A 22,578-nucleotide genomic window follows, 5' to 3' on the forward strand; every position below is an offset into this window, starting at 1 on the left:
CACTATGAAATGGCTGATACCGGGCATATGGCTGGCCTCCATTCTGTTTGCCCACTTTCGTGGCCGCGTCCGCTTGCGCCTGTCGCGGCAACTGCTCGATCACTCCGTCCTGCTTGCGCCCGTGAACGCCTTCATGGTGCTGTGCTCGCGGGTGCCCACCACGGCCTACCTGCCGACCCGGGAAATCCCCGAACTGCAGGTGCTGGACGACAACTGGGAAGTCATCCGCGACGAAGCCCTGAAAATGGCCGAGTTGCGGCGCATCAAGGCCGCCGAACGCCATGACGACATCGGTTTCAATTCCTTCTTCAAGTACGGCTGGAAACGCTTCTACCTGAAGTGGTACGACGCGCGCCATCCGTCGGCCGAGGAACTGTGCCCGCGCACCGTGGCGATCCTCAAGGGGCTGCCCAAGGTGAAGGCGGCCATGTTCGCCGAGCTGCCGCCCGGCGGCAAGCTGAACCGCCATCGCGACCCGTTCGCCGGCTCGCTGCGCTACCACCTGGGCCTGGCCACGCCCAACGACGACGGCTGCCACATCATCGTCGACGGCGAGCCCTACAGCTGGCGCGACGGCGAAAGCGTGGTGTTCGACGAAACCTATGTGCACGAGGCCTACAACAAGACCGAGGCCAACCGCATCATCCTGTTCTGCGATGTCGAGCGCCCGCTGAAATGGCGCTGGGCCGAGGCCTTCAACCGCTGGTTCGGGCGGGTGGTCATGTCGGCGGCCAGCTCGCCCAACGACGGCGGCGACCAGACCGGCGCCATCAACAAGCTGACCCACGCCCACTGGGTCATCGACCAGAAGCGCAAGCAGTTCAAGGCCTGGAACCGCACCGTCTACAAGTTGACCAAGTGGGGGCTGATCGTGCTGGCGGTCGTGGCCTTCCTGGCCTGGTAGGCACGGCCTGTCGGCCTGGCCGGTGCCAGGCACCCGCGGAGCCTGACACCCCGGAAGAATCGGGCGCCCCCCGGCCTGGCTAGGTGCCGCCAGCGTCGCCCCCTTGGGGGAGCAGCGCTCCGGGGGTTGGCGCGTCCTTCAGCATTCGACGATATTCACGGCCAGGCCGCCGCGGGCGGTTTCCTTGTACTTGGTCTTCATGTCGGCGCCAGTCTCGCGCATGGTCTTGATGACCGAATCGAGCGACACATAATGGTGCCCATCGCCGCGCAGGGCCATGCGGGCCGCGTTGACCGCCTTGATCGACGCCATGGCGTTGCGCTCGATGCAGGGAATCTGCACCAGCCCGCCGACCGGGTCGCACGTCAGGCCCAGGTTGTGCTCCATGCCGATCTCCGCGGCGTTCTCGACCTGTTCCACCGAGCCCCCCAGGGCCGCGGCCAGCGCGCCGGCGGCCATGGAACAGGCCACGCCGACCTCGCCCTGGCACCCTACCTCGGCCCCCGACAAGGAAGCGTTGTACTTGTACAGCAAGCCGATGGCGGCGGCCGTGAGCAGGAAATCCCGCACCCCCTGCCGGCTGGCGCCGGGCACGAAGCGGTCGTAATAGTGCAGCACGGCCGGGATGATGCCCGCCGCCCCGTTGGTGGGCGCGGTGACGACGCGCCCGCCGGCGGCATTTTCCTCGTTGACCGCCATGGCATACAGGTTGACCCAGTCCATGACCGATAGCGGGTCGGACAAGGTGCGCTCGGCCCGCAGCGTCAGGCTGCGGTAAAGTTCGGGCGCGCGACGCCGCACCTTGAGAGGGCCGGGCAGGTCGCCGTCGGCCTCCGGGTAATTGATGCCGCAGCCGCGGCTGACGCATTCCTGCATCACCTGCCAGATGCGGTCCAGCGCGCCCTCCACCTCTTCCTGGCTGCGCCACGTGAGTTCGTTCTGCAGCATGAGTTGCGCCACGCTGTGGCCGCTCGCGCGGCACATGTCGAGCAGTTCCCGGCCGGTCCGGAACGGGAACGGCAACTGGTCGTGGGCGGCGATGACCTGGGTATTGGCGGCTCCGGCGGTCACGACGAAACCGCCGCCCACGGACAGGTAGCGCGCCTCGCGCAGGCGTTCGCCGGCGGTGTCGAAGGCATGGAACTTCATGCCGTTGGGATGTTCGGCGAGCGCCTCGCGACGGTAGAACAGCAGGTGTTCCTTCTCGATGAACGGCACGGCGTGATGGCCCAGCACCGGCAGCGACCGACTGGCGCGCACCGCCTGCAGCAGGCCGGCGATGGCGGCCGGGTCGACCGTATCGGGCGCCTGGCCCATCAGGCCCAGCAGCACGCCCTTGTCGCTGCCATGGCCCTTGCCGGTGGCGCCCAGCGAACCGTACAGCTCCACCCGCAGCGCGGCCACCCGGGGCAGCAGGCCGTCGCGCTCCAGGCCCTGCGCGAACAGCAGGGCGGCGCGCATCGGGCCGACAGTATGCGAACTGGACGGCCCGATGCCGATTTTGAACAGATCGAAGACGGATACGGCCACAGGACAACCCCGCGAATCAGCAATGGTCGGAGCATCATACGCGGGCGCCAGGGCTGTTCCAAGCGGCCCATTCCCCCGCGCGCCCGGGCGTGCGATCATTGTCTACTTTGTGACACGTCATTTCAGGAGCCGGGATCGGTAGCTGCCATGTCGGGATTGCTTCCTCTGCTTGATTTCGCCGGCTATGTCGCCCTGTTGTTGTGGGGCGTGCACATGGTGCAGACCGGCGTGCAGCGCGCGTTCGGCGCGGCGCTGGGGGCCGCGCTGGGCCGCGCGCTGGGCACCCGGCTGCGCGCCTTCGCGACCGGCCTGGGCATTACCGCCGCGCTGCAGAGCAGCACGGCGACCGGCCTGATGATCACCGGCTTCGCCGCCGGCGGCGTGGTCGCGCTGGCGCCCGCGCTGGCCGCCATGCTGGGCGCCAATGTGGGCACCACGCTGATCGTGCAAGTGCTGTCGTTCGACCTGACCTCGCTGGCGCCGGTGCTGATCCTGGCCGGCGTATGGATGTTCCGCCGCTATCCGCCCGGCCGCACCCGCGACCTCGGGCGCGTGTTCATCGGCCTGGGCCTGCTGCTGCTGTCGCTGCACCAGTTGGTGGAGTTGTTCGCGCCGCTGCAGAACGCGCCGCTGCTGGCATTGTTGCTGGACGCCCTGGCGACCCAGCCGGTCGCCGCCGTGCTGCTGGCGGCCGCGCTGGCCTGGGCGGCCCATTCCAGCGTGGCCATCGTGGTGCTGGTGATGTCCCTGGCCGACCATCACATGGTGGCGCCGGCGCTGGCCTTCGCGCTGGTGCTGGGCGCCAACCTGGGCACCGCCGTCAACCCCATGATCGAAGGCGTCAGCGGCGACGACCCGGCCGCCCGCCGCCTGCCGCTGGGCAACCTGCTGACGCGCGTGGCCGGCGTGCTGGCCGGGCTGATGCTGCTGCCCTGGCTGCCGGCCTGGATGAACGCGCTGGGCGGCGACAGCGCGCGCGAAGTGGCGAACTTCCACACCGTGTTCAACGCCGTCGTCGCGCTGGTGTTCCTGCCGCTGCTGACTCCTTATGCGGCCCTGCTGACGCGCTGGCTGCCCAAGCGCGCCGACCCGAACGACCCGGCCCGTCCGCAGTATCTCGACGAATCGGCGCACGACGTGCCCGCCGTGGCGCTGGGCAATGCCGCGCGCGAAGCCCTGCGCATGGCCGACATGCTGCAGACCCTGCTGCTGTACGCCCGCGCCGGCTTCAAGCGCGACAATCGCCACCGCATGGTGCAGGCGCGCCAGCTCGACAATGCGATCGACAAGCTCGAGAACGCCATCACCACGTACCTGGCGCTGCTCGACCGCGAGAACATGACGGATGCCGACGTGCGGCGCCTCGACGACATCCTGGCGTTCGCCAGCAACATCGGCCATGCCGCCGACATCGCCCACCATGGCCTGCTGAACCACGTGGCGCGGCTGCGCAAGCAAGGCTGGATGCTGCCGGCCGGCCAGCAGCAGCGGCTCGACGAGACACTGGCCCGGCTGGTGTCCAACCAGCGCGAGGCCGCCGCCCTGTTCGTCAACGACGACGTGCGGCAGGCGCGCGAGCTGGCCGGCGAGAAGGCGCGCTTCCGGACGCTCGAAACCCAGGAAGCCGAGGCGCACCTGCAGAAGATCAAGTCGGGCGAGATCGAGGCCGTCGAAGTCGGCGCCCTGTACCTGGACATCCTGCGCGACATGAAAAGCATCAATTCGCACCTGGTGGGCGCCTCGGCCTACCCTCTGCTGGCGCGCCACGGCGAACTGCTGCCCAGCCGGCTGCGCGAATCCAGCGACTGAGCGGCACGGCCTACTTCACCGCGCCGGAAGACTGGCTTAGGCAATAAAAAATAGGCGATCCCGCCGGGCCGCCAGCACACTATCCCCATAAAGAAGCCGCGCGGCATCGCCCGGACGCCGCGCCACACCACCGGCAGGAGACAAGCATGCCGTCGATTCGTTGGGCCGCCGCGGCGGCCGGTGTTCTGCTGTGCGCGTCCGCCTCGGTCTCGGCGGCCTGGCCCGAACGGCCCATCACCATCATCGTGCCGGCGGCCCCGGGCGGCACCACCGACATGGCCAGCCGCATCATCGCCGACAAGCTGGCCGCCCGGCTCGGCCAGTCGGTGGTGGTGGAAAACCGCGCCGGGGCCGCGGGAATCATCGGCACGCAGCAGCTCGTGCGGGCGGCCCCGGACGGCTACACGCTCATCATGGGCAACATCGGGCCCAATGCAATCAACTACAGCATGTATGCCGACCTGCCCTACAGGCCGGCGGACTTCGCGCCCATCACGCTGGTGATCTCGGTGCCCAATGTGCTGGTGGTGAACGCGCAGTCGCCCGCCCGGACCGCCGCGCAGTTGATCGACATGCTGCGCAAGGATGCCGGCAAGGATTCGTTCGGCTCGTCCGGCACCGGCCAGTCGCCGCACCTGTCGGCCGAGCTGTTCAAGCAGCGCGCCGCCGTGCAGGCCACGCACGTGCCGTACAAGGGCGCCGGGCCGGCCGTGGCGGCGCTGCTGGCCGGCCAGTTCACGTTCATGATCGACAACCTGCCGAGTTCCATGCCGCATATCCAGGCGGGCAAGCTGCGGGCGCTGGCGGTGACCAGCGCCGAGCGCGTGCCGCAATTGCCCGACGTGCCGACCATGCAGGAGGCGGGCATCGACGACATGGTGGTGACCGCCTGGTTCGGCCTGATGGCGCCGGCCGGCACGCCGGCCGCGGTGATCGACCGGCTGGCTGGCGCGGCGCGCGAAGTGCTGGCCCTGCCAGACGTGCGCCAGCGCTTCGGCGCCATGGGCGGACAGGCGGGCGGCAACTTGCCGGCCGAGTTCGCCGCTTTCATCGACGCCGAGCGCGCGCGTTGGCACGCCACCGTGCAGGCCGCCGGCCTGGCGCCGAGGTAAGGCATGATCGACAAGATCCAGGCCTCGATCGCCGCCGCGGTGGCGCCCATCCAAGATGGCGCGCAGGTGCTCGTGGGCGGTTTCGGCGACGCGGGAGTTCCCTATGAACTGCTGCACGCCCTGCTCGACCAGGGCACGCGCGACCTGACCCTGGTGTGCAACAACGCCGGCACGCGCGACACCGGCGTCGCGGCGCTGATCCTGGCCCGGCGCGTGCGCAAGATCATCTGCTCGCACCCGCGTCCGCCCATGTCGGACGCCTTCGCCAATGCCTATCGGGCCGGGCAGGTAGAGCTGGAATGCGTGCCGCAGGGTACCCTGGCCGAGCGGCTGCGCGCCGGCGGTGCCGGACTGGGCGCCTTCTTCACGCCCACCGGCTACGGCACCCTGCTGGCCGAGGGCAAGGAACAGCGCGTCGTGGATGGCACCGGCTATGTGCTCGAACAGCCGTTGCGCGGCGACTTCGCCCTGATCAGGGCGCACCTGGGCGACCGCTGGGGCAACCTGATGTACCGCTGGGCGGCGCGCAATTTCAACCCTGTCATGTGCATGGCGGCGCGCCACGCCATCGCCCAGGTCGACCGGGTGGTGGAACTGGGCGCGCTGGCGCCGGAAACCATCATGACGCCCGGCATCTTCGTCAAGACAGTCGTCCCCCTGGAGCACTGAGATGGCACCCGCCCAGACCGCGCCGCGCCAGCCGCCGCCTCACGGCCTGCCCGCGCTGACCCGCGAGCAGATCGCCCAACTGGTCGCCAGCGACATTCCCGACGGCTCGATCGTCAACCTGGGCATCGGCATCCCGACCCGCGTGTCGGACTTCCTGCCAGCCGACCGCGAGATCGTGCTGCACAGCGAGAACGGCATCCTGGGCATGGGCGAGGCCGCCGCCGGCCCGGCCATCGACACGGACCTGATCAACGCCAGCCGCGTCCCGGTCACCCTGGTGCCGGGCGCGTCGATCAGCGAACACACCGTGTCGTTCGCCATGATGCGCGGCGGCCACCTGGACTATACGGTGCTGGGCGGCTTCCAGGTGGCCGCCAACGGCGACCTGGCCAACTGGCTGACCCAGTCGGCCGACGCGATCCCGGCGGTGGGCGGCGCCATGGACCTGGCGGTGGGCGCGCGCCACGTATACGTGACCATGGAGCACCTGACGCGCGACGGACAGCCCAAGCTGCTGGAACGCTGCACCTATCCCCTGACCGGCGCCGGCGTGGTCGACCGGGTCTATACCGACCTGGCGGTGATCGACGTCGACGCGGCCGGCTTCGTCGTCCATGCCTTGCCGGACGGCATTTCGCTGGCGCAACTGCAGGCCCTGACCGGCGCTCCGTTGCGGACCGGCGAACCGCTGCTGCGCATCGTGCGCGACGGCGCGGGCCGCGCGCACTACGCCTCGCCCTGACCCGCCACGGAGACACCCCATGCGCCACGCCCTGTCCCGCCTGACCCTGCTGCTGTCCTGCTGCGCCTTGCTGGGCAGCCCGGCCCTGGCCGCAACGGCCTACCCGGACCGGCCCATCACCCTGCTGATCCCCTACCCGCCCGGCGGCAGCGCCGACATGCTGGGCCGGCCGCTGTCGGCCGCGCTGCAGGAACGCCTGGGGCAACCCGTGGTGCTGGAATACAAGCCCGGGGCGGGCGGGTCGATCGCCACGGCGCAGCTGGCGCGCGCCCGGCCCGACGGCCATACCGTGCTGATGGTGCTGGCCGCCCATGCGATCAACCCCAGCCTGTACAAGTCGCTGCCGTACGACACGCGCAAGGATTTCGCCCCGGTATCGCTGGTGGCCACCCTGCCCATGCTGGTGGCCGCCCCCTTGTCCACGCCGGCCGACAACATCCCGCAGCTGATCGACTATGCCCGCGCTCACCCCGGCAAGCTGACCTTCGCCTCCGCCGGCCCGGGCAACACCAGCCACTTGTCGGCCGAAATGTTCAAGACCGCCACGGGCATACAGATGCTGCACGTCCCCTACAAGGGCAGCGGCCCGGCGGTGGTGGCGCTGCTGGCGGGCGAAGTGTCGCTGATGTTCGACAGCATCTCGACCTCGCTGCCGCAGGTGAAGGCGGGCAAGCTCAAGGCCCTGGCGGTGACCGGCGAAGCCCGCTCGCCCCTGCTGCCGGACGTGCCCACGGTGCAGGAGTCCGGGGTGCCGGGCTTCGTGGTCAACGGCTGGTACGGCATTCTGGCGCCGGCCGGCACGCCGCCCGAGGCGGTGGACAAGCTCAGCCGCGCCATCGCCGACGCGCTGCGCGAGCCCGGCCTGCGCCAGCAACTGACCGGCTACGGCTACGCGCCGGTCGGCAGCACGCCGCAGGCTTTCGGCCAGCTCATCGACAGCGAGCTGCAGCGCTGGAGCAAGGCCGTCAAGGATTCGGGCGCATCGGTACAGTAGCCCGGGCCGGCCCGTCCAGCAAGGACTGCGCGTCGTCGAGCATGGCGTCCCATTCGGCCTGGCCGATGTCCATGAAGCCGAAGAAGCGCAGCATGAAGGCGCCCTCGGTGGCCAGGAACGCCAAGCGGGCGCGGCGGCCGGCTTCGGTCGACAAGTCCAGCCCGGCGATGCGCTCGCGGTACCAGGCCCGCGTGCTGGCCAGGTGTTCGGGCGTCTGTGCCAGGGCGGCCAGCAGGCCTGCCGATTTGGCGCTCGCCTCGTCGGTGGGCCGGGTCGCGGCCACATGGGCCCGCACCTTGTCCAGCGGGCTGCCTTCCGGCCCCGCGACCTGCTCGAAGATACGGTCATAGGCGGCGCCCCAGCGCTCGAACAGCGCGTCGATCAGGGCGTCCTTGTTGCCGAAGCAGTATTGCACCCCGCCTTTGGTGATGCCCGCCGCCTTGGCCACGGCGTCGATGGTCAGCCCGGCGGCCCCGCAGGCCTCGATGATGGCCTCGGCGGCGTCCAGCAACTGCTCGCGGTCTACGGTACGGCGACGACCCATTGTTACCTCTTTTTCAATACATACGTATGGAATGTAATTATAATGGCCTGGACATCGCGGCGCCAGGCTGGAGGCCGGCCTTTCCCGCCGGTCTCGCTTCAGCGCCCCTTGGGAAATTCCATGTCTGCCCGATTCCATCGCTGGCTGGTACTGGCCATCGTGTCCGTCGACCTATTCCTGATCGTCATCGACATGTCGGTACTCTACACGGCCCTGCCGCATCTTACCCAGGCCCTGGGCGCGTCGGCGTCCGAGAAACTCTGGATCGTCAACGCCTATCCGCTTGCGGTGGCGGGCCTGCTGCCGGGCATGGGCACGCTGTCCGACCGCTACGGCCCCAAGCGGCTGTTCACCAGCGGCCTGGCCGTGTTCGGCGTGGCCTCGCTGGCCGCGGCCTATGCGCCGACGCCCGCCGCGCTGGTCGCGGCACGCGTGCTGCTGGCCGTCGGCGCGGCCATGATGATGCCCGCCACGCTGGCCATCATCCGCCATACCTTCGACGACGCGCGCGAGCGCGCGCTGGCCATCGGCATCTGGGCGTCGGTCGCCTCGGGCGGCGCCGCCTTCGGCCCGGTGGTGGGCGGCGCGCTGCTCGAGCATTTCTGGTGGGGCTCGGTGTTCCTGATCAACGTGCCCATCGTCATGGTGGTGCTGCCGCTGGGGCTGCGCTTTGTGCGTCCGCAGCGCGGCGCCAGCCGGCGCGCCTGGGATGTCATCGGCTCGCTGCAGATCCTGGCCGGCCTGACCGGGGTGGTCTACGCCGTCAAGGAAATCAGCCTGCGCGATCCGTCGTATCCGGCCGCCGCCGCTGCGGCGCTGGGCGGCGCGGCCTTCCTGGCGCTGTTCGCGCGGCGGCAGCTGCGCGCGGCCGATCCGTTGATCGATTTCCGGCTGTTCCGCAATCGCATGTTCAGCGGCGCGGTAGGCGTGGCGCTGGTGGCGTCGGTCGCCTTTTCCGGCATCGAACTGATCTTCAGCCAGTGGCTGCAATTGGTGCGCGGCATGTCGCCGCTGCAGGCCGGCCTGTTCATCCTGCCGGCCCCGCTGGCCGCGTTCGTGGCGGGCCCGGTGGCCGGGCTGCTGCTGCCGCGCCTGGGCGAGCGGCGCAGCATGTGGATGGCCATGGCGGCGGCGGGCCTGGGCGCGCTGGCCCTGGCGCTGCTGTACCGGGCCGCGCCGGAATTGCAGCTGGCATGCCTGGCGCTGCTCGGCTTCGGGCTGGGCGCGGCCATGACGGCCGCTTCCAGCGCCATTCTGGTGGGCGCCCCGGCCGACCGCGTCGGCATGGCCGCGTCGGTCGAAGAAATGTCGTACGAGGTGGGCGCGGTGCTGGGCGTGGCGCTGATGGGCAGCCTCGCCACCGCCGCCTACGGGACGGCGCTGGTGCTGCCCGAAGGCCTGGCCGTGCCGGCGGCCGTGCGCGACAGCCTGGACGAGGCGCTGGCGGCGGCGGCCGCGGCGGCGCCCGAGCCGGCGGCGCTGCTGGCCGCCCTGGCGCGGCGGGCATTCGACCACGCTTTTGTGGCGGTGCTCGTCGCCACCGCGCTCCTGTTGCTGGCGACCGCCTGGACGCTCGGCCGGACGGGATCCGGGCCGCAGGGGCAGCCGCGCCGGACGGCTCAGGCCAGGTAGCGCTCGAACCACGCCAGCATGCGCTGCCAGCCGTCGCGCGCATCGTCCTCGCGGTAGCTGGGACGGTAGTCGGCCAGGAAGGCGTGGCCGGCTTCCGGATAAACCACCACCTCGGAGGCGCGCGCCGCCGCGTTGCCCTGCGCCAGGCGGCCCTTCAACGCATCGACATCCTGCAGCGGGATGCTGGCGTCCTGGCCGCCATAGAGCCCCAGCACCGGCGCGTGCAGATCGGCCGCCACGTCCAGCACCACCTGCTTGATCAGCGGCCCGTGGCCGCTGCTGAGCTTGCCGTACCAGGCGACGCCGGCCTTGACGGCGGGGTTGCGCGCAGCATACATCCACGTGATGCGGCCGCCCCAGCAGAAGCCGGTAATGCCCGTGCGCGCGGTGTCGCCGCCGTGGGCCGCCGCCCATGCCAGGCACGCGTCGAGGTCGCCGTAGACTTGTTCATCGGGCACCTTGGAGACGATGTCCGCCACCAGCTTGGGGATGTCCGTGTACTGCGATGCGTCGCCCTGCCGTTGATACAGCTCGGGCGCGATGGCCAGGTAGCCGGCCTTGGCCAGGCGGCGGCAGACGTCCTTGATATGCTCGTGCACACCGAAGATCTCCTGCACCACCAGCACCACCGGCAGGCCGGTCTTGCCCTGCGGCGCCGCGTAGTAGGCGGCAATCGTGCCGTCGGCCACGGGCAGTTCGAAGTCGCCGTGGGACAGGCCCTGGGGATCGGTATGGATGGTCGTGGCGGCCGGCTGGCCGGCCGCGGGAGAAAAACTCATAGCGGGCTCCTGGAGGCGCACCGGCCGGCCCGCGGCGTTGGCGCGCCGGCCCTAGTGCGAGTGGCTGGCCGGCGCCGCCGTGCCGTGCTCCGCGTGGTCGTGCGCGGCGCCGTGGGCATGGTCGTGCAGATGGCCGTGATGCATGAATGAGGTAACGCCATAAATGACGATAACCCCGGCGCCGACCAGCAGCAACTGGGGCACCGCGTCGGCCAGCGAGCCGCGCTCGTGCATCTGCGGGATCAGGTCGGCCACCGAGATGTACAGGAAGCTGCTGGCGGCAATGACGAGCACATAGGGCACCAGGCCTTGCGCCTGTTGCAGCACGAAGTAGCCCGCCAGCCCTCCCAGCGCCGTGCACAGGCTGCTGGACAGGATCAATATGAAGGCCCGCCGGCGCGCCAGCCCGGCATTGAGCAGCACCACGAAATCGCCCAGCTTGTGCGGCACTTCATGCACGATGATGGACGCCGCCGTGAGCAGGCCGAGGAGCGGGTCGGCCAGGAAGGCGGCCGCCACCAGCACGCCGTCGCATAGATTGTGCAGGGAGCTGCCGATCAGGATCAGCACCCCGCCGCGGCCCGCCTCGTGGCGGTCGTGCCCCTTGTGATGATGGTGGCCGTCGCCTTCGTGGTGGTGGCTGTGGCGCAGCAGCGCGATCTTCTCGAGCACGAAGAAGCCCAGCAGGCCCGCCAGCATCAGGCCGAACAGCACGTGCATGTCGGCCTCGGCGCTCTCGAACGCCTCCGGCAGCAAGTGCAGCAGCGCGACCGACAGCAGCACGCCCACCGACAGGCTGACCATGTGATGGAGGTACTTGCTGAAGACGCGATAGGCCAGCCAGCTGGCGATGGACACGGCGATCAGTCCGCCGGCCACGGTGGCCAGCAAGATCCAGAGGAGCAGCATGGGGAAAGGAGGTCGGGATGGGGCACGAAAGCAACATTATATCGTTACAGGGGCGGCCCCGCCCCGCGGCTCAGTGCGCCTGCTCCCAATTGGGGCCGGCGCCGACCTCGGCCACCAGCGGCACCCGCAGCTCGGCCACTCCGCACATCAGTTCGGGCAGGCGCGCCCGCACCAGGTCGAGTTCCTGGTTAGGCACTTCCAGCACCAGTTCGTCGTGCACCTGCATGATCATGCGGGTGCTCAGGCGCTCGGCGTCGAGCCAGTCCTGCACCGCCACCATGGCCATCTTGATCAGGTCGGCCGCGGTGCCCTGCATGGGCGCGTTGATGGCGGCGCGCTCGGCGCCCTGGCGCCGCGGCCCCGAGCCGGCGCGGATGTCCGGCAATTGCAGGCGGCGGCCGAACACCGTTTCGACGTAGCCTTGCTGGCGCGCCAGCTGGCGGGTGTGTTCCATGTACTGCGCGACGCCGGGATAGCGGGCGAAATAGCGATCGATATATGCCTGGGCGGCATCGCGGGTGATGCCCAGGTTCGACGCCAGGCCGAACACGCCCATGCCGTAGATCAGGCCGAAATTGATCGCCTTGGCGGCGCGGCGCTGGTCGGCGGCGACCTCGGCCAGCGGCACGCCGAAGATCTCCGCCGCGGTGGCGCGGTGGATGTCCTCGCCCGCGGCGAAGGCCTGCTGCAAGTTGGCGTCGTCGGACACGTGCGCCATGATGCGCAGCTCGATCTGCGAATAATCGGCCGACAACAGCAGGCCGCGCTCGGCCACGAAGGCCTCGCGCACGCGCCGGCCCGCCTCGGTGCGCACGGGAATGTTCTGCAGGTTGGGATCGGACGAGGCCAGCCGGCCGGTGATCACGGCGGCCTGGGAATAATGCGTGTGCACGCGCCCGGTGCGCGCGTTGATCATGCGCGGGAGCTTGTCGGTGTACGTGGACTTCAGCTTCGACAGGCCGCGATACTCGAGCAGCACCTGCGGCAGCGGGTAGTCCTGCGCCAGCTTGCTGAGCACTTCTTCGTCGGTGGACGGCGCGCCGCTGGCGGTCTTGCGCACCACCGGCAGCTGCATGCGGCCGAACAGGATTTCGCCCAGTTGCTTGGGCGAATTCAAGTTGAAGGGCTGCCCGGCCAATTCGTAGGCGCGCTGTTCGAGCGTCAGCATTTCCTGGCCCAGCCGGTGGCTTTGGCGGCCCAGTTCGTCGGCGTCGACCTTGACGCCGTTGCGCTCGACCACGGTCAGCACGCGCGAGACCTGGATCTCGAGCCGGTAGATGCGCTCCAGGCCCGCGTCCGCGGCCACGCGCGGCCGCAGCGCCTGGTGCAGTTGCAGCGTGAAATCGGCGTCCTCGCAGGCGTAGTGGCCGGCCTTGTCGACCGCGACCTCGTCAAAGCCGATCTGCTTGGCGCCCTTGCCGCAGAGATCCTCGTAGGTGACGCCGCCGCGTCCCAGGTAGCGCTGCGCCAGGTCGTTCAAGCCGACGCTGCGGTGCGACTCCAGGACATAGGCCTGCAGCATGGTGTCTTCCTGGATGCCGGCCAGCGCGATGCCCTCGTTGGCGAATACATGCGTATCGTACTTGGCATGATGCAGCAGCTTGGCGCGCGCCGGGTCTTCTAGCCAGCCGCGCAGGCGCTCGAGCACTTCCGCCTTGGGCAGTTGCTCGGCGGCGTCGGGGCCGCGGTGGGCCAGCGGGATATAGCACGCCACGCCAGGCGCCACCGCCATGGAAATACCCACCAGGCGCGCCTGCATCTCGTCGAGCGAGGTGGTCTCGGTATCGAGCGCGACCAACGGCGCCGCGGCCGCCTGCGCCATCCATTCGTCGAACGCGGGCCAGCCGGCGATGATCTGGTAGCGCAGCTCGGCCGGCGCGGCCGGCGCCTCGGCGATGATGCGCGCGTCGCCCTGCGGCACGCGCTGCGCGTCGCCGGTCAGTTCACGCAGCCAGGTACGGAAGCCGTAGCGCTCGTACAGGGCCTGCAGGGTGTCGGTGTCGGGCTGGCGCGGCGCCAGGTCGCCGACGCTGTCGACATGGCCGGCCAGGTCGCAATCGCATTTCACGGTGAGCAGCTGGCGCGTCAGCGGGAACTGCGGCAGCGCCTCGCGCAGGTTGTTGCCCGCCACGCCCTTGATGCTGTCCGCCTGCCCGGCCAGCGCGTCGATGGAACCGAATTCCGCCAGCCACTTGACGGCCGTCTTGGGACCGACCTTGGTCACGCCGGGGACGTTGTCCACCGCATCGCCCACCAGCATCAGGTAGTCGACGATGCGCTCCGGCGGCACGCCGAACTTGTTCAGCACGCCCGGCTCGTCGAGCACCTCGCCGCTCATGGTGTTGACCAGCGTGACATGCGCGTCGACGAGCTGGGCGAGGTCCTTGTCGCCGGTCGAGACGATGGTGTGGATGCCCTGCTGCGAGGCCTGGCGCGCCAGCGTGCCGATGATGTCGTCGGCCTCGACACCTTCGATGGCCAACACCGGCCAGCCCAGCGCCCGCACCGCCTGGTGGATGGGTTCGATCTGTGCCGCCAGGTCTTCCGGCATGGGCGGCCGATGCGATTTATAGTCGGGATAGAGTTCGTCGCGGAATGTCTTGCCGCGCGCGTCGAAGATGCAGGCGGCGTAGTCTGCCTTATGATCCGAGACCAGCTTGCGCAGCATGTTGACCACGCCGTACAGCGCGCCCGTGGGTTCTCCTTGCGCATTGCGCAAATCGGGCATAGCGTGGAAGGCGCGGTACAAGTAGCTCGAACCGTCTACCAGCAATAAGGTTTTTTTCATGGTTACAAAAGCAGAACGAGAAATGCCCGCCGGCAAGCAAATACCGGTGATTATGTCAGAGATACGGACGGCGGCAGAGAAACTGGCCGACATCGGCCCCGCCGTCAGCGTGTTCGGCAGCGCCCGCATCAGCCGCGACTCGCCTCACTACGAGACCTGCGAAGCCATTTCGGCCGCCCTGGCCGAGGCGGGCTTCGCCGTGATCGCCGGCGGCGGGCCGGGCATCATGGAAGCCGCCAACAAGGGCGCCTTCGAGGCCGGCGGCACCAGCGTCGGGCTGAACATCAGCCTGCCGCACGAAGCGCACAACAACGAGTACCAGACTATCAGCCTTTCGTTCGAATATTTCTACTCGCGCAAGGCCACATTCTTCATGCACAGTTTCGCCTATGTGGCGCTGCCGGGCGGCTTCGGCACCATGGACGAACTGTTCGAGGCGCTGACGCTGATCCAGACCGGCAAGGTGCCGGCCGCGCCGATCATCCTGGTGGGCAGCGAGTACTGGCAGGGCCTGGTGGACTGGCTGGCCGACCAGATGCTGCCCAATGGCATGATCGCGGCCCACGACCTGGAATTGTTCACCCTGGAGGACGACCCCCGCAAGGTGGTGCGGCGCGTGGTGGAATTCCACGCCGAACGCCAGAGCGGCGCCGAATACGCGCCGTCCCTGCCGGGCTGAGCCGGCGCCTCAGGCCAGTGCCTGGGCAACCGCCGCGCGGGCCCGGGCGACGAACTCGTTGTCGGCGGCTCCCGCGAGCAGGCGGAACTGCGCCTGCGGCAGCCCCGGCAGGCCGGCGCGCGCCAGCCGCGCCACGCCCGGCGCCAGGGCCGACTCGTTCAGGCACGCCACCCCCAGGCCGGCCGCCAGGGCGAGCTGCAGGCCCGCCACGCCGGAGGCCACATGGGCCACCGTGTACAGCAGGCGCCGGCGTATCAGCACGGTTTCGGTGAATTGCCGCAGGGCGCAGGTCTCGGGCAGCACCAGCAGCGGCAACGGCGCGCCGCGGTCCAGCTGGAGGCCCTCGGCGGCCATCCACCACAGGGCCTCGCGCCGCAGCAATTCGCCCGGCGGCCGCGCCGCCGCGCCGGGCGCGCGGACGTGCATCGCCACGCCCAGGTCGAACTGGCCGCGCGCGCAGGCGGCCTCGACCTCGCCGCTTTTCAGGATGGCGACGTGCAGGCGCACCTGCGGATATTGCTGGTTGAGCCGCCGCAGCAGCCCGGCGATGTCGCGCGGCCGGAAATAGTCGGTCAGCGCCAGGCGCAGTTCTCCCTGCAGCGGCACCCCACGCAAGTCGCGCAGGGCCTCGTCGCTCAGGGCCAGGATGCGGCGCGCGTGGGCCAGCAGGCGCAGCCCGGCCGGCGTGGCGTGCACGCCGGCCTTGGTGCGCACCAGCAGCAGCTGCCCGGCGCGCTCCTCGAGCTTGCGGACCTGCTCGCTGACCGCCGACTGCGACAGGTGCACGATCGGCGCGGCGGCCGTCAGGCTGCCCGCGTCCAGCACCGCGGTATACGTGCGCAACTGCTCCAGGTCGAATCCAGGCATGGCCGGTCCATCGGTTTTTCCGTTGGATCAGATCTTAAATTCCCGTTTTTCCGCTGTCAAAGAAAGCCCTAGACTGCCCAGGCGGTCGACTTTCCGGCCGCGTCGAACAAGGAGCCCCATCATGCCCCACCTGGTTGTCCATCTTTCCGGCCGCCCCGACGCCGCCCTCAGCCGCCGCGTCGTCGATCGCATCACAACGTTGACCCAGTCCGTCCTGGGCAAGGAACTGCCGCTGATCGCCATCGCGCTGCAATACATCGCCCACGACGCCTGGTTCATCGGCGGCCGCCCGCTGGCCGAAACCGGCCACAACGCCTTTCACCTGGACATCAGCGTGACCGACGAGACCAATACCAAGCAGGAAAAGGCGCGCTTCATCGCCGCGGTATATGCCGCGTTCGAGGAATTACTGGGGAATCTGCACGAATGCTCGTACGTGCATGTGATAGACGCCCGCGCGGCCGCCTATGGCTACGGCGGCGCCACGCAGGAATACCGCCATCAGCGGGCGGGCGTCTGAGCGCCGGCGCGCTCCGCGGACCGGCATGGCGCGGCACCACGCCGCGCCGGGCCGCCGGCAGGCATCAGGCCGCGCTTTCGCGCGCCGCGCGGCGGCGCTCGTGCTCCTGCAGGTGACGCTTGCGCAGGCGGATCGACTTGGGCGTGATCTCGACCAGCTCGTCATCGTCGATGAACTCGACCGCGTACTCCAGCGTCAGCTGGATCGGCGGCACCAGGCGCACGGCCTCGTCCGTGCCCGAGGCGCGGATATTGGTCAGCTGCTTGCCCTTGATGGGGTTGACCACCAGGTCGTTGTCGCGGCTGTGGATGCCGATGATCATGCCTTCGTACAGCGCCTCGCCGGGGCTGACGAACATGCGGCCGCGGTCCTGCAGCTTCCACAGCGCGTAGGCTACGGCCTCGCCGTTGTCCTGGCTGATCAGCACGCCATTGCGGCGTTCGCCGATGGCGCCTTCGCGCACGGGCGCGTATTCGTGGAAGATGTGGCTCATCAGGCCGGTGCCGCGCGTCAGCGTCAGGAACTCGTTCTGGAAGCCGATCAGGCCGCGGGCCGGGATCAGGTATTCCAGGCGGGTGCGGCCGCGGCCATCCGGCTGCATATCCTGCAGGTCGCCCTTGCGGCGGCCCAGCTCTTCCATGACGCCGCCCTGGTGGGCGTCTTCCACGTCGATGGTCAGGGCCTCGAAGGGTTCGCAGCGAACGCCGTCGATCTCCTTGAACACCACGCGCGGCCGCGACACGGCCAGTTCATAGCCTTCGCGGCGCATGGTCTCGAGCAGGATGGTCAGGTGCAGTTCGCCGCGCCCCGACACTTCGAACACCGTGTCGTCGCCGGTATCGCGCACCCGCAGGGCCACGTTGGACTTGAGCTCGCGGTCGAGCCGGTCGCGCAGCTGGCGGCTGGTGACGAACTTGCCTTCCCTGCCGGCCAGCGGCGAGGTGTTGACCATGAAATTCATGGTCAGCGTGGGCTCGTCGATGCGCAGCATGGGCAGCGGCTCGGGCTGGCCCGGATCCATCACGGTGCAGCCGATGCCGATCTCTTCGATGCCGTTGATCAGCACGATGTCGCCGGCCTCGGCCTCGTCCACCAGCTCGCGCTCCAGGCCCTTGAACTTCAGCACCTGGTTGATCCGGCCTTTGCCGGCCGCGCCATCGGGGCCGAACTGGTATGCCACGTCCATGCCGGGCCGCATGCGGCCGCGATTGATGCGGCCCACGCCGATCTTGCCCACGTAGCTGTTGTAGTCCAGCGAGATGATCTGCATCTGCAGCGGGCCATTGGGATCGTCGTCACGCTGCGGCACGTGCTGCAGGATGGCTTCGAACAGCGGCCGCATGTCGCCGTCGCGCACGTCGGGCGTGAGGCCCGCGTAGCCCGACAGGCCCGAGGCATAGATCACCGGGAAGTCGAGCTGCTCTTCGGTGGCACCCAGCTTGTCGAACAGGTCGAAGGTGGCATTGATAACGTAGTCCGGACGCGCGCCGGGACGGTCGATCTTGTTGACCACCACAATGGGCTTGAGACCCAGCGCCAGCGCCTTGCGGGTCACGAAGATGGTCTGCGGCATCGGCCCCTCGACCGCATCGACCAGCAGCAGTACGCCGTCGACCATCGACAGCACCCGCTCGACCTCGCCGCCGAAGTCGGCGTGCCCCGGGGTATCGACGATGTTGATGTGGGTGCCCTGGTACTCGACCGCGCAGTTCTTGGCCAGGATGGTGATGCCGCGCTCTTTTTCCAGGTCGTTGGAATCCATGACCCGTTCCGACACGGCCTGGTTCTCGCGGAAGGTGCCGGATTGGCGCAGTAGCTGGTCGACCAGCGTGGTCTTGCCGTGGTCGACGTGGGCAATGATGGCGACGTTGCGCAGGGCGCGAGTCATAGCGTGTCCTTTAAGGTCTTGGCGGGCAGCAGGCCCGCCGGCAATTCAGTCAGTGCAAGCAAGGCCTGCTTGGGGTCTGGCATGGCCTGCAGGGCCTCCAGCGTGACGGCGCGGTCCAGCGAAAATGGCCCGACGTGCGTGCGCCGCAGCGCCGCCAGGTGGGCATGGCAGCCCAGCACCCGCCCGATGTCCTGGGCCAGGGTGCGGATGTACGTGCCCTTGCTGCAGGCTACGTCGATCTCGGCCCGCGTGCCCGACAGCGCCAGCAGCTCGATGCGATGGATCGTGACCTGGCGCGCCGGGCGCTCGAGCTCGATGCCCTGGCGCGCGTACTCGTACAGCGGCTTGCCATCGCGCTTGAGCGCCGAGTACATCGGCGGCACTTGCTCGATGGTGCCCTGGAAACGTGACAGCGCATCGCGCAGGCTGGCTTCGTCCACGGCGAAACCGTCGGGCGCGCGGGCCACCACGTTGCCGGTCAGGTCGCCGGAGTCGGTTTCCTCGCCGAACTGCAGCGTGGCGCGGTACGCCTTGTCGGCGTCCAGCATCGCGCCGGATATCTTGGTGGCGCGCCCCATGCAGCACACCAGCAGGCCGGTGGCGAACGGGTCGAGCGTGCCGGTGTGGCCGGCCTTGGCCGCGTCCAGGCAGCGCCGCGCCCGTTGCAGGGCGTGGTTGCTGGACAACCCCACGGGTTTATCCAGCAACAGGACACCGTCGAGCGCAAGCCCGCGTCGTTTGGCCATCGTCGAATCCGGAAAAAAGAGTGCAGAGACGACAGCCGGTCAGGACTGGTCTTCAGGTTCGTCCGGGACGCCCGAGGACGGGCCGGACCGGTTGGCGCGGTCGATCAGGGCCGACATTTCGATGCCGCGCGCCACCTGGGCGTCGTGCACGAAGCGCAGCGTGGGAACGGTATGGATGTGCAGCAGCTTGTACAGCTGCGAATGCAGCCAGCCGGCCTTCTCGTTGAGCAGCGCGGCGGCGGCATCGGGCTCGGCGCCCAGCACCGTGAAATACACCTTGGCGTGCGCGTAGTCGGCCGACAGTTCCACACCGGACAGCGTGATCAGCCCCGCGCGCGACGTGTCGATCTCGCGCTGGATCAGCCCGGCCAGGTCCTTCTGGATCTGGTCGGCCAGCCGCAGGTTGCGGCCGGGGATGGATTTGGACTTGTGACGGCTCATGAAAAACTTGCGGATACGCCGCACCCTTTACAGGGTGCGGGCGATCTCCTTGATTTCGAACACTTCCAGTTGGTCGCCCACCTGGATGTCGTTGCTGCCGCGCAGCGTCAGGCCGCAGTCGAAGCCGGACTTGACTTCCTTGACGTCGTCCTTGAAGCGGCGCAGCGATTCCAGGTGGCCGGTCCAGTGGACGACGTTGTTGCGCAGCAGGCGGACCTGGGAATCGCGGCGCACCACGCCGTCCAGCACCATGCAGCCGGCGACGTTGCCGATACGCGAGATGGAATAGACCTCGCGGACCTCGACCAGACCGATGACCTCTTCCTTCTTCTCGGGCGCCAGCATGCCGGACATGGCCGCCTTCACTTCATCCACGGCGTCGTAGATGATGTTGTAGTAGCGCAGGTCGATGCCGTTGGACTCGGCCAGCTTCTTGGCGCTTTGCTCGGCACGGACGTTGAAGCCGATGACGACCGCGTTGGAAGCGATGGCCAGGTTGACGTCGCTTTCCGAGATGCCGCCCACGGCCGCGTGCACCACCTGAACCCGCACCTCGTCGGTGGAGAGCTTGGTGAGCGAGGCGACCAGGGCTTCCTGGGAGCCCTGCACGTCGGTCTTGACGATGAGCGGCAGGGTCTGCGTGCCCTCGCCCATGTTGTCGAACATGGACTCGAGCTTGGCGGCCTGCTGGCGGGCCAGCTTGACGTCGCGGAACTTGCCCTGGCGGAACAGCGCGATCTCGCGCGCCTTGCGCTCGTCGGCCAGCGCGATGAGCTCGTCGCCGGCGGCGGGCACGTCGGTCAGGCCCTGGATTTCGACCGGGATGGACGGGCCGGCTTCCTGGATCTGCTTGCCGTTCTCGTCGACCATGGCGCGCACGCGGCCGAAGCTCGCGCCGGCCAGCACTACGTCGCCGCGCTTGAGCGTGCCGCTCTGCACCAGGATGGTGGCCACCGGGCCGCGCCCCTTGTCGAGACGGGCCTCGATGACCAGGCCCTTGGCGGGGGCATCGACAGGCGCCTTGAGTTCCAGGATTTCCGCCTGCAGCAGCACGTTCTCGAGCAGGTCATCGATGCCGGCGCCGGTCTTGGCCGACACGGGCACGAACGGTACGTCGCCGCCGTATTCTTCGGGCACGACCTCTTCCGCCACCAGCTCCTGCTTGACGCGCTCGGGATTGGCTTCCGGCTTGTCGATCTTGTTGACCGCCACGACCAGGGGTACGCCGCCCGCCTTGGCATGGTGGATGGCTTCACGCGTCTGGGGCATGACGCCGTCGTCGGCGGCCACCACCAGGATGACGATGTCGGTCGCCTTGGCGCCGCGCGCCCGCATGGCGGTAAATGCCTCGTGGCCCGGAGTGTCGAGGAACGTGACCACGCCACGCTCGGTCTCGACGTGATAGGCGCCGATGTGCTGGGTAATGCCGCCGGCCTCGCCCGCAGCGACCTTGGCGCGCCGGATGTGATCCAGCAGCGAGGTCTTGCCGTGGTCGACGTGGCCCATGACGGTGACCACGGGCGCACGCGGCAGCAGCTCGGCCTCGGTGGCGGCCGGGGTCTCGTCCAGGAAGGCCTCGGGATCGTCGAGCTTGGCGGCGATGGCCACGTGGCCGAGTTCCTCGACCACGATCATGGCGGTTTCCTGGTCCAGCACCTGGTTGATGGTGACCATCTGGCCCAGTTTCATCAATTGCTTGATGACCTCGGCGGCCTTGACGGACATCTTGTGCGCCAGGTCGGCCACGCTGATGGTTTCGGGCACGTGCACTTCGCGCGCGATGAATTCCTGCGGCGCGGGCTCGTGGCGACGCTCGGCCTGCTGGTTGCGGCTGTTGCGGCCGCCCTTGCCGCCCTTGCCACCGGCGCGCCAGCCGTCGCGGCTGGGCGCGGACGGCTTGTCCGCGGGTTTCTTGCGCGACGCGTCGTCGCTCCAGGTGGAAGCGACTTCGGCCGTCTTGATGGTCTTCTTGGAACCGCCGGCCGGCTTGGCGTCTTTCTTGGCGCCCGCGCCTGCGGCGGCCTTGGCGGCCGGCTTGTGCAGGGTGCCCGACAGCGCCGCGGGATTCTCGGGCTCGGGCGCGCGCAACACCTTGCGCGGGCGGTTCAGCATTTCGCGCAGCGCGGCCGCTTCGGCTTCGGCGGCACGGCGGGCTTCCTCGCGCGCGGCGGAATCGCCCGTGGCGGCCGGGGCGGCCGGCGCGGCCGGCGCGGCGCGACGCACGTCGGGGCGGCCAGCCTTGGGCGCCGCCTCGGGCGCGGGCTTGGCGGCCTCGGTCTGCTGCGGCTTGGCAGGCGCGGCGGGTTCGGCCGCAGCCGGCTGCTCAGCGGCAACCGCGGGCGGCTCGGCCGGCGCTTCGGGCTCGGCGGGCGTGGCGGCCGGTTCCGGCGCGGCGGGCTCGGCTTCGCGTTCGGCCTCGCGCTCCGCGGCCGGCTCGGCCGCGGGCGATGCCGGCGCCTCGACCGGCTCCTGCGCGACCACGTCGGGCTCGGGCTGCGGCTCGGGCTGGACCTGCGGCGCGGACTGCGGCGCGGCCGATTGCGCCTGCGGCGTCGGCTCCGCCACGGCGGGCGTCGCCGGCGCTTCGGCCACGGCCGGCGCGGGCTGCTCGGCGGGCGTCGCGGCGGCCGGGGCCTCGGGCGCCGCTTGCGCGGCTTCGGCGCGCGCAGCCTCGAGCGCGATCTCGGACGGATCGCGCTTGACGAACACGCGCTTCTTGCGGACCTCGACCTGAATGGTGCGCGACCGGCCGGTGGCATCGGCCTGGCGGATCTCGGAGGTCTGGCGACGCGTCAAGGTGATTTTCTTGCCCTCGGTCGCGCCATGGGCGCGGCGCAGCGAGTCGAGCAACTTCGCCTTGTCGCTGTCGGTAACCGCGTCGTCCACCGAGTTGAGGTCAACACCGGCCGAACGCAGCTGCTCCAGCAGCACGTTGGCGGGCATCTTCAGCTCGGTAGCGAACTGGGCGACAGTATTACTCGACATTAGGCTCTCTTCCCTATATGCAGCGATTACAACAAAGCAA

The 22,578-nt window shown here is 69.3% G+C and carries 19 protein-coding genes; 9 read left to right on the top strand and 10 right to left on the bottom strand.

From position 1 onward, the window contains the following. Positions 1–4: 4 nt before the first annotated feature. A complete protein-coding gene (lpxO, locus tag ACKTT0_RS23545) occupies positions 5–904 on the top strand; it encodes a lipid A hydroxylase LpxO (protein ID WP_407852146.1) in 900 nt (299 codons plus the stop codon). A gap of 138 nt (positions 905–1,042) precedes the next feature. Here lpxO and ACKTT0_RS23550 read toward each other — a convergent pair whose 3' ends face one another. Next, the gene (locus tag ACKTT0_RS23550) at positions 1,043–2,434 is read right to left on the bottom strand and encodes an L-serine ammonia-lyase (RefSeq protein WP_407852147.1); all 1,392 of its coding nucleotides are present in this window, start codon (positions 2,432–2,434) and stop codon (positions 1,043–1,045) included. A 147-nt stretch (positions 2,435–2,581) separates the two neighbouring features. Between ACKTT0_RS23550 and ACKTT0_RS23555 the strand changes: the two genes are divergently transcribed. From ACKTT0_RS23555 to ACKTT0_RS23575, 5 genes are all read left to right on the top strand, one after another. Further along, entirely contained in the window at positions 2,582–4,243 is a 1,662-nt protein-coding gene (locus ACKTT0_RS23555; protein WP_407852148.1) for a Na/Pi cotransporter family protein, read from the top strand. A 146-nt stretch (positions 4,244–4,389) separates the two neighbouring features. Beyond that, positions 4,390–5,355 carry a Bug family tripartite tricarboxylate transporter substrate binding protein gene (locus tag ACKTT0_RS23560; protein ID WP_407852149.1) on the top strand — a complete coding sequence of 322 codons (966 nt, stop codon included), beginning with the start codon at positions 4,390–4,392 and terminating at the stop codon, positions 5,353–5,355. Positions 5,356–5,358: 3 nt separating this feature from the next. After that, positions 5,359–6,024 (top strand): 3-oxoacid CoA-transferase subunit A, encoded by a 666-nt coding sequence (locus ACKTT0_RS23565; protein ID WP_407852150.1) that lies wholly within the window; start codon positions 5,359–5,361, stop codon positions 6,022–6,024. 1 nt (position 6,025) lies between these two features. Then, positions 6,026–6,766 (top strand): 3-oxoacid CoA-transferase subunit B, encoded by a 741-nt coding sequence (locus tag ACKTT0_RS23570; RefSeq protein ID WP_407852151.1) that lies wholly within the window; start codon positions 6,026–6,028, stop codon positions 6,764–6,766. 19 nt (positions 6,767–6,785) lie between these two features. Continuing rightward, on the top strand, positions 6,786–7,760 hold the full coding sequence (locus tag ACKTT0_RS23575) for a Bug family tripartite tricarboxylate transporter substrate binding protein (protein WP_407852152.1): 975 nt from the start codon (positions 6,786–6,788) through the stop codon (positions 7,758–7,760). Here ACKTT0_RS23575 and ACKTT0_RS23580 read toward each other — a convergent pair. Then, positions 7,732–8,304, bottom strand: a complete 573-nt coding sequence (locus ACKTT0_RS23580; protein WP_407852153.1) for a TetR/AcrR family transcriptional regulator — start codon at positions 8,302–8,304, stop codon at positions 7,732–7,734. The genes ACKTT0_RS23575 and ACKTT0_RS23580 overlap by 29 nt on opposite strands. Positions 8,305–8,346: 42 nt before the next feature. Between ACKTT0_RS23580 and ACKTT0_RS23585 the strand changes: the two genes are divergently transcribed. Then, the gene (locus ACKTT0_RS23585) at positions 8,347–9,936 is read left to right on the top strand and encodes an MFS transporter (RefSeq protein ID WP_472977671.1); all 1,590 of its coding nucleotides are present in this window, start codon (positions 8,347–8,349) and stop codon (positions 9,934–9,936) included. Here the strand turns inward: ACKTT0_RS23585 and ACKTT0_RS23590 are convergent. From ACKTT0_RS23590 to polA, 3 genes are all read right to left on the bottom strand, one after another. Next, positions 9,924–10,715 (bottom strand): dienelactone hydrolase family protein, encoded by a 792-nt coding sequence (locus ACKTT0_RS23590; RefSeq protein ID WP_407852155.1) that lies wholly within the window; start codon positions 10,713–10,715, stop codon positions 9,924–9,926. The two genes, ACKTT0_RS23585 and ACKTT0_RS23590, sit on opposite strands and share 13 nt — an antisense overlap. Positions 10,716–10,766: 51 nt before the next feature. Further along, positions 10,767–11,624, bottom strand: coding sequence for a ZIP family metal transporter (locus ACKTT0_RS23595; protein ID WP_407852156.1), 858 nt, complete (start codon positions 11,622–11,624; stop codon positions 10,767–10,769). A gap of 70 nt (positions 11,625–11,694) precedes the next feature. Continuing rightward, positions 11,695–14,412, bottom strand: coding sequence for a DNA polymerase I (gene polA, locus ACKTT0_RS23600; protein WP_407852157.1), 2,718 nt, complete (start codon positions 14,410–14,412; stop codon positions 11,695–11,697). On the opposite strand from polA, the gene ACKTT0_RS23605 reads away from it, so the two are divergent. After that, positions 14,411–15,091 carry an LOG family protein gene (locus tag ACKTT0_RS23605; RefSeq protein ID WP_472977672.1) on the top strand — a complete coding sequence of 227 codons (681 nt, stop codon included), beginning with the start codon at positions 14,411–14,413 and terminating at the stop codon, positions 15,089–15,091. The genes polA and ACKTT0_RS23605 overlap by 2 nt on opposite strands. Before the next feature lie 9 nt (positions 15,092–15,100). Here ACKTT0_RS23605 and ACKTT0_RS23610 read toward each other — a convergent pair whose 3' ends face one another. Beyond that, a complete protein-coding gene (locus tag ACKTT0_RS23610) occupies positions 15,101–15,958 on the bottom strand; it encodes a LysR family transcriptional regulator (protein WP_407852159.1) in 858 nt (285 codons plus the stop codon). Positions 15,959–16,079: 121 nt separating this feature from the next. Here ACKTT0_RS23610 and ACKTT0_RS23615 point away from each other — a divergent pair, with 121 nt between their 5' ends. Further along, on the top strand, positions 16,080–16,478 hold the full coding sequence (locus ACKTT0_RS23615; protein WP_407852160.1) for a tautomerase family protein: 399 nt from the start codon (positions 16,080–16,082) through the stop codon (positions 16,476–16,478). Positions 16,479–16,542: 64 nt separating this feature from the next. Here the strand turns inward: ACKTT0_RS23615 and typA are convergent, their stop codons facing one another. The 4 genes from typA to infB are packed head-to-tail and all read right to left on the bottom strand — an operon-like array spanning position 16,543 to position 22,538. After that, positions 16,543–18,366, bottom strand: coding sequence for a translational GTPase TypA (gene typA, locus ACKTT0_RS23620; protein WP_407852161.1), 1,824 nt, complete (start codon positions 18,364–18,366; stop codon positions 16,543–16,545). Next, on the bottom strand, positions 18,363–19,112 hold the full coding sequence (gene truB / locus ACKTT0_RS23625) for a tRNA pseudouridine(55) synthase TruB (RefSeq protein WP_407852162.1): 750 nt from the start codon (positions 19,110–19,112) through the stop codon (positions 18,363–18,365). The genes typA and truB overlap by 4 nt, the downstream gene beginning before the upstream one ends. 39 nt (positions 19,113–19,151) lie before the next feature. Further along, the gene (rbfA, locus tag ACKTT0_RS23630) at positions 19,152–19,553 is read right to left on the bottom strand and encodes a 30S ribosome-binding factor RbfA (RefSeq protein ID WP_028353952.1); all 402 of its coding nucleotides are present in this window, start codon (positions 19,551–19,553) and stop codon (positions 19,152–19,154) included. Between the two features lie 27 nt (positions 19,554–19,580). Continuing rightward, positions 19,581–22,538, bottom strand: a complete 2,958-nt coding sequence (infB, locus tag ACKTT0_RS23635; RefSeq protein ID WP_407852163.1) for a translation initiation factor IF-2 — start codon at positions 22,536–22,538, stop codon at positions 19,581–19,583. Positions 22,539–22,578 lie beyond the last annotated feature (40 nt).

The sequence above is a fragment of the Bordetella saccharivorans genome (genome assembly GCF_045862855.1).
Taxonomy (GTDB): domain Bacteria; phylum Pseudomonadota; class Gammaproteobacteria; order Burkholderiales; family Burkholderiaceae_B; genus Bordetella_A; species Bordetella_A petrii_F.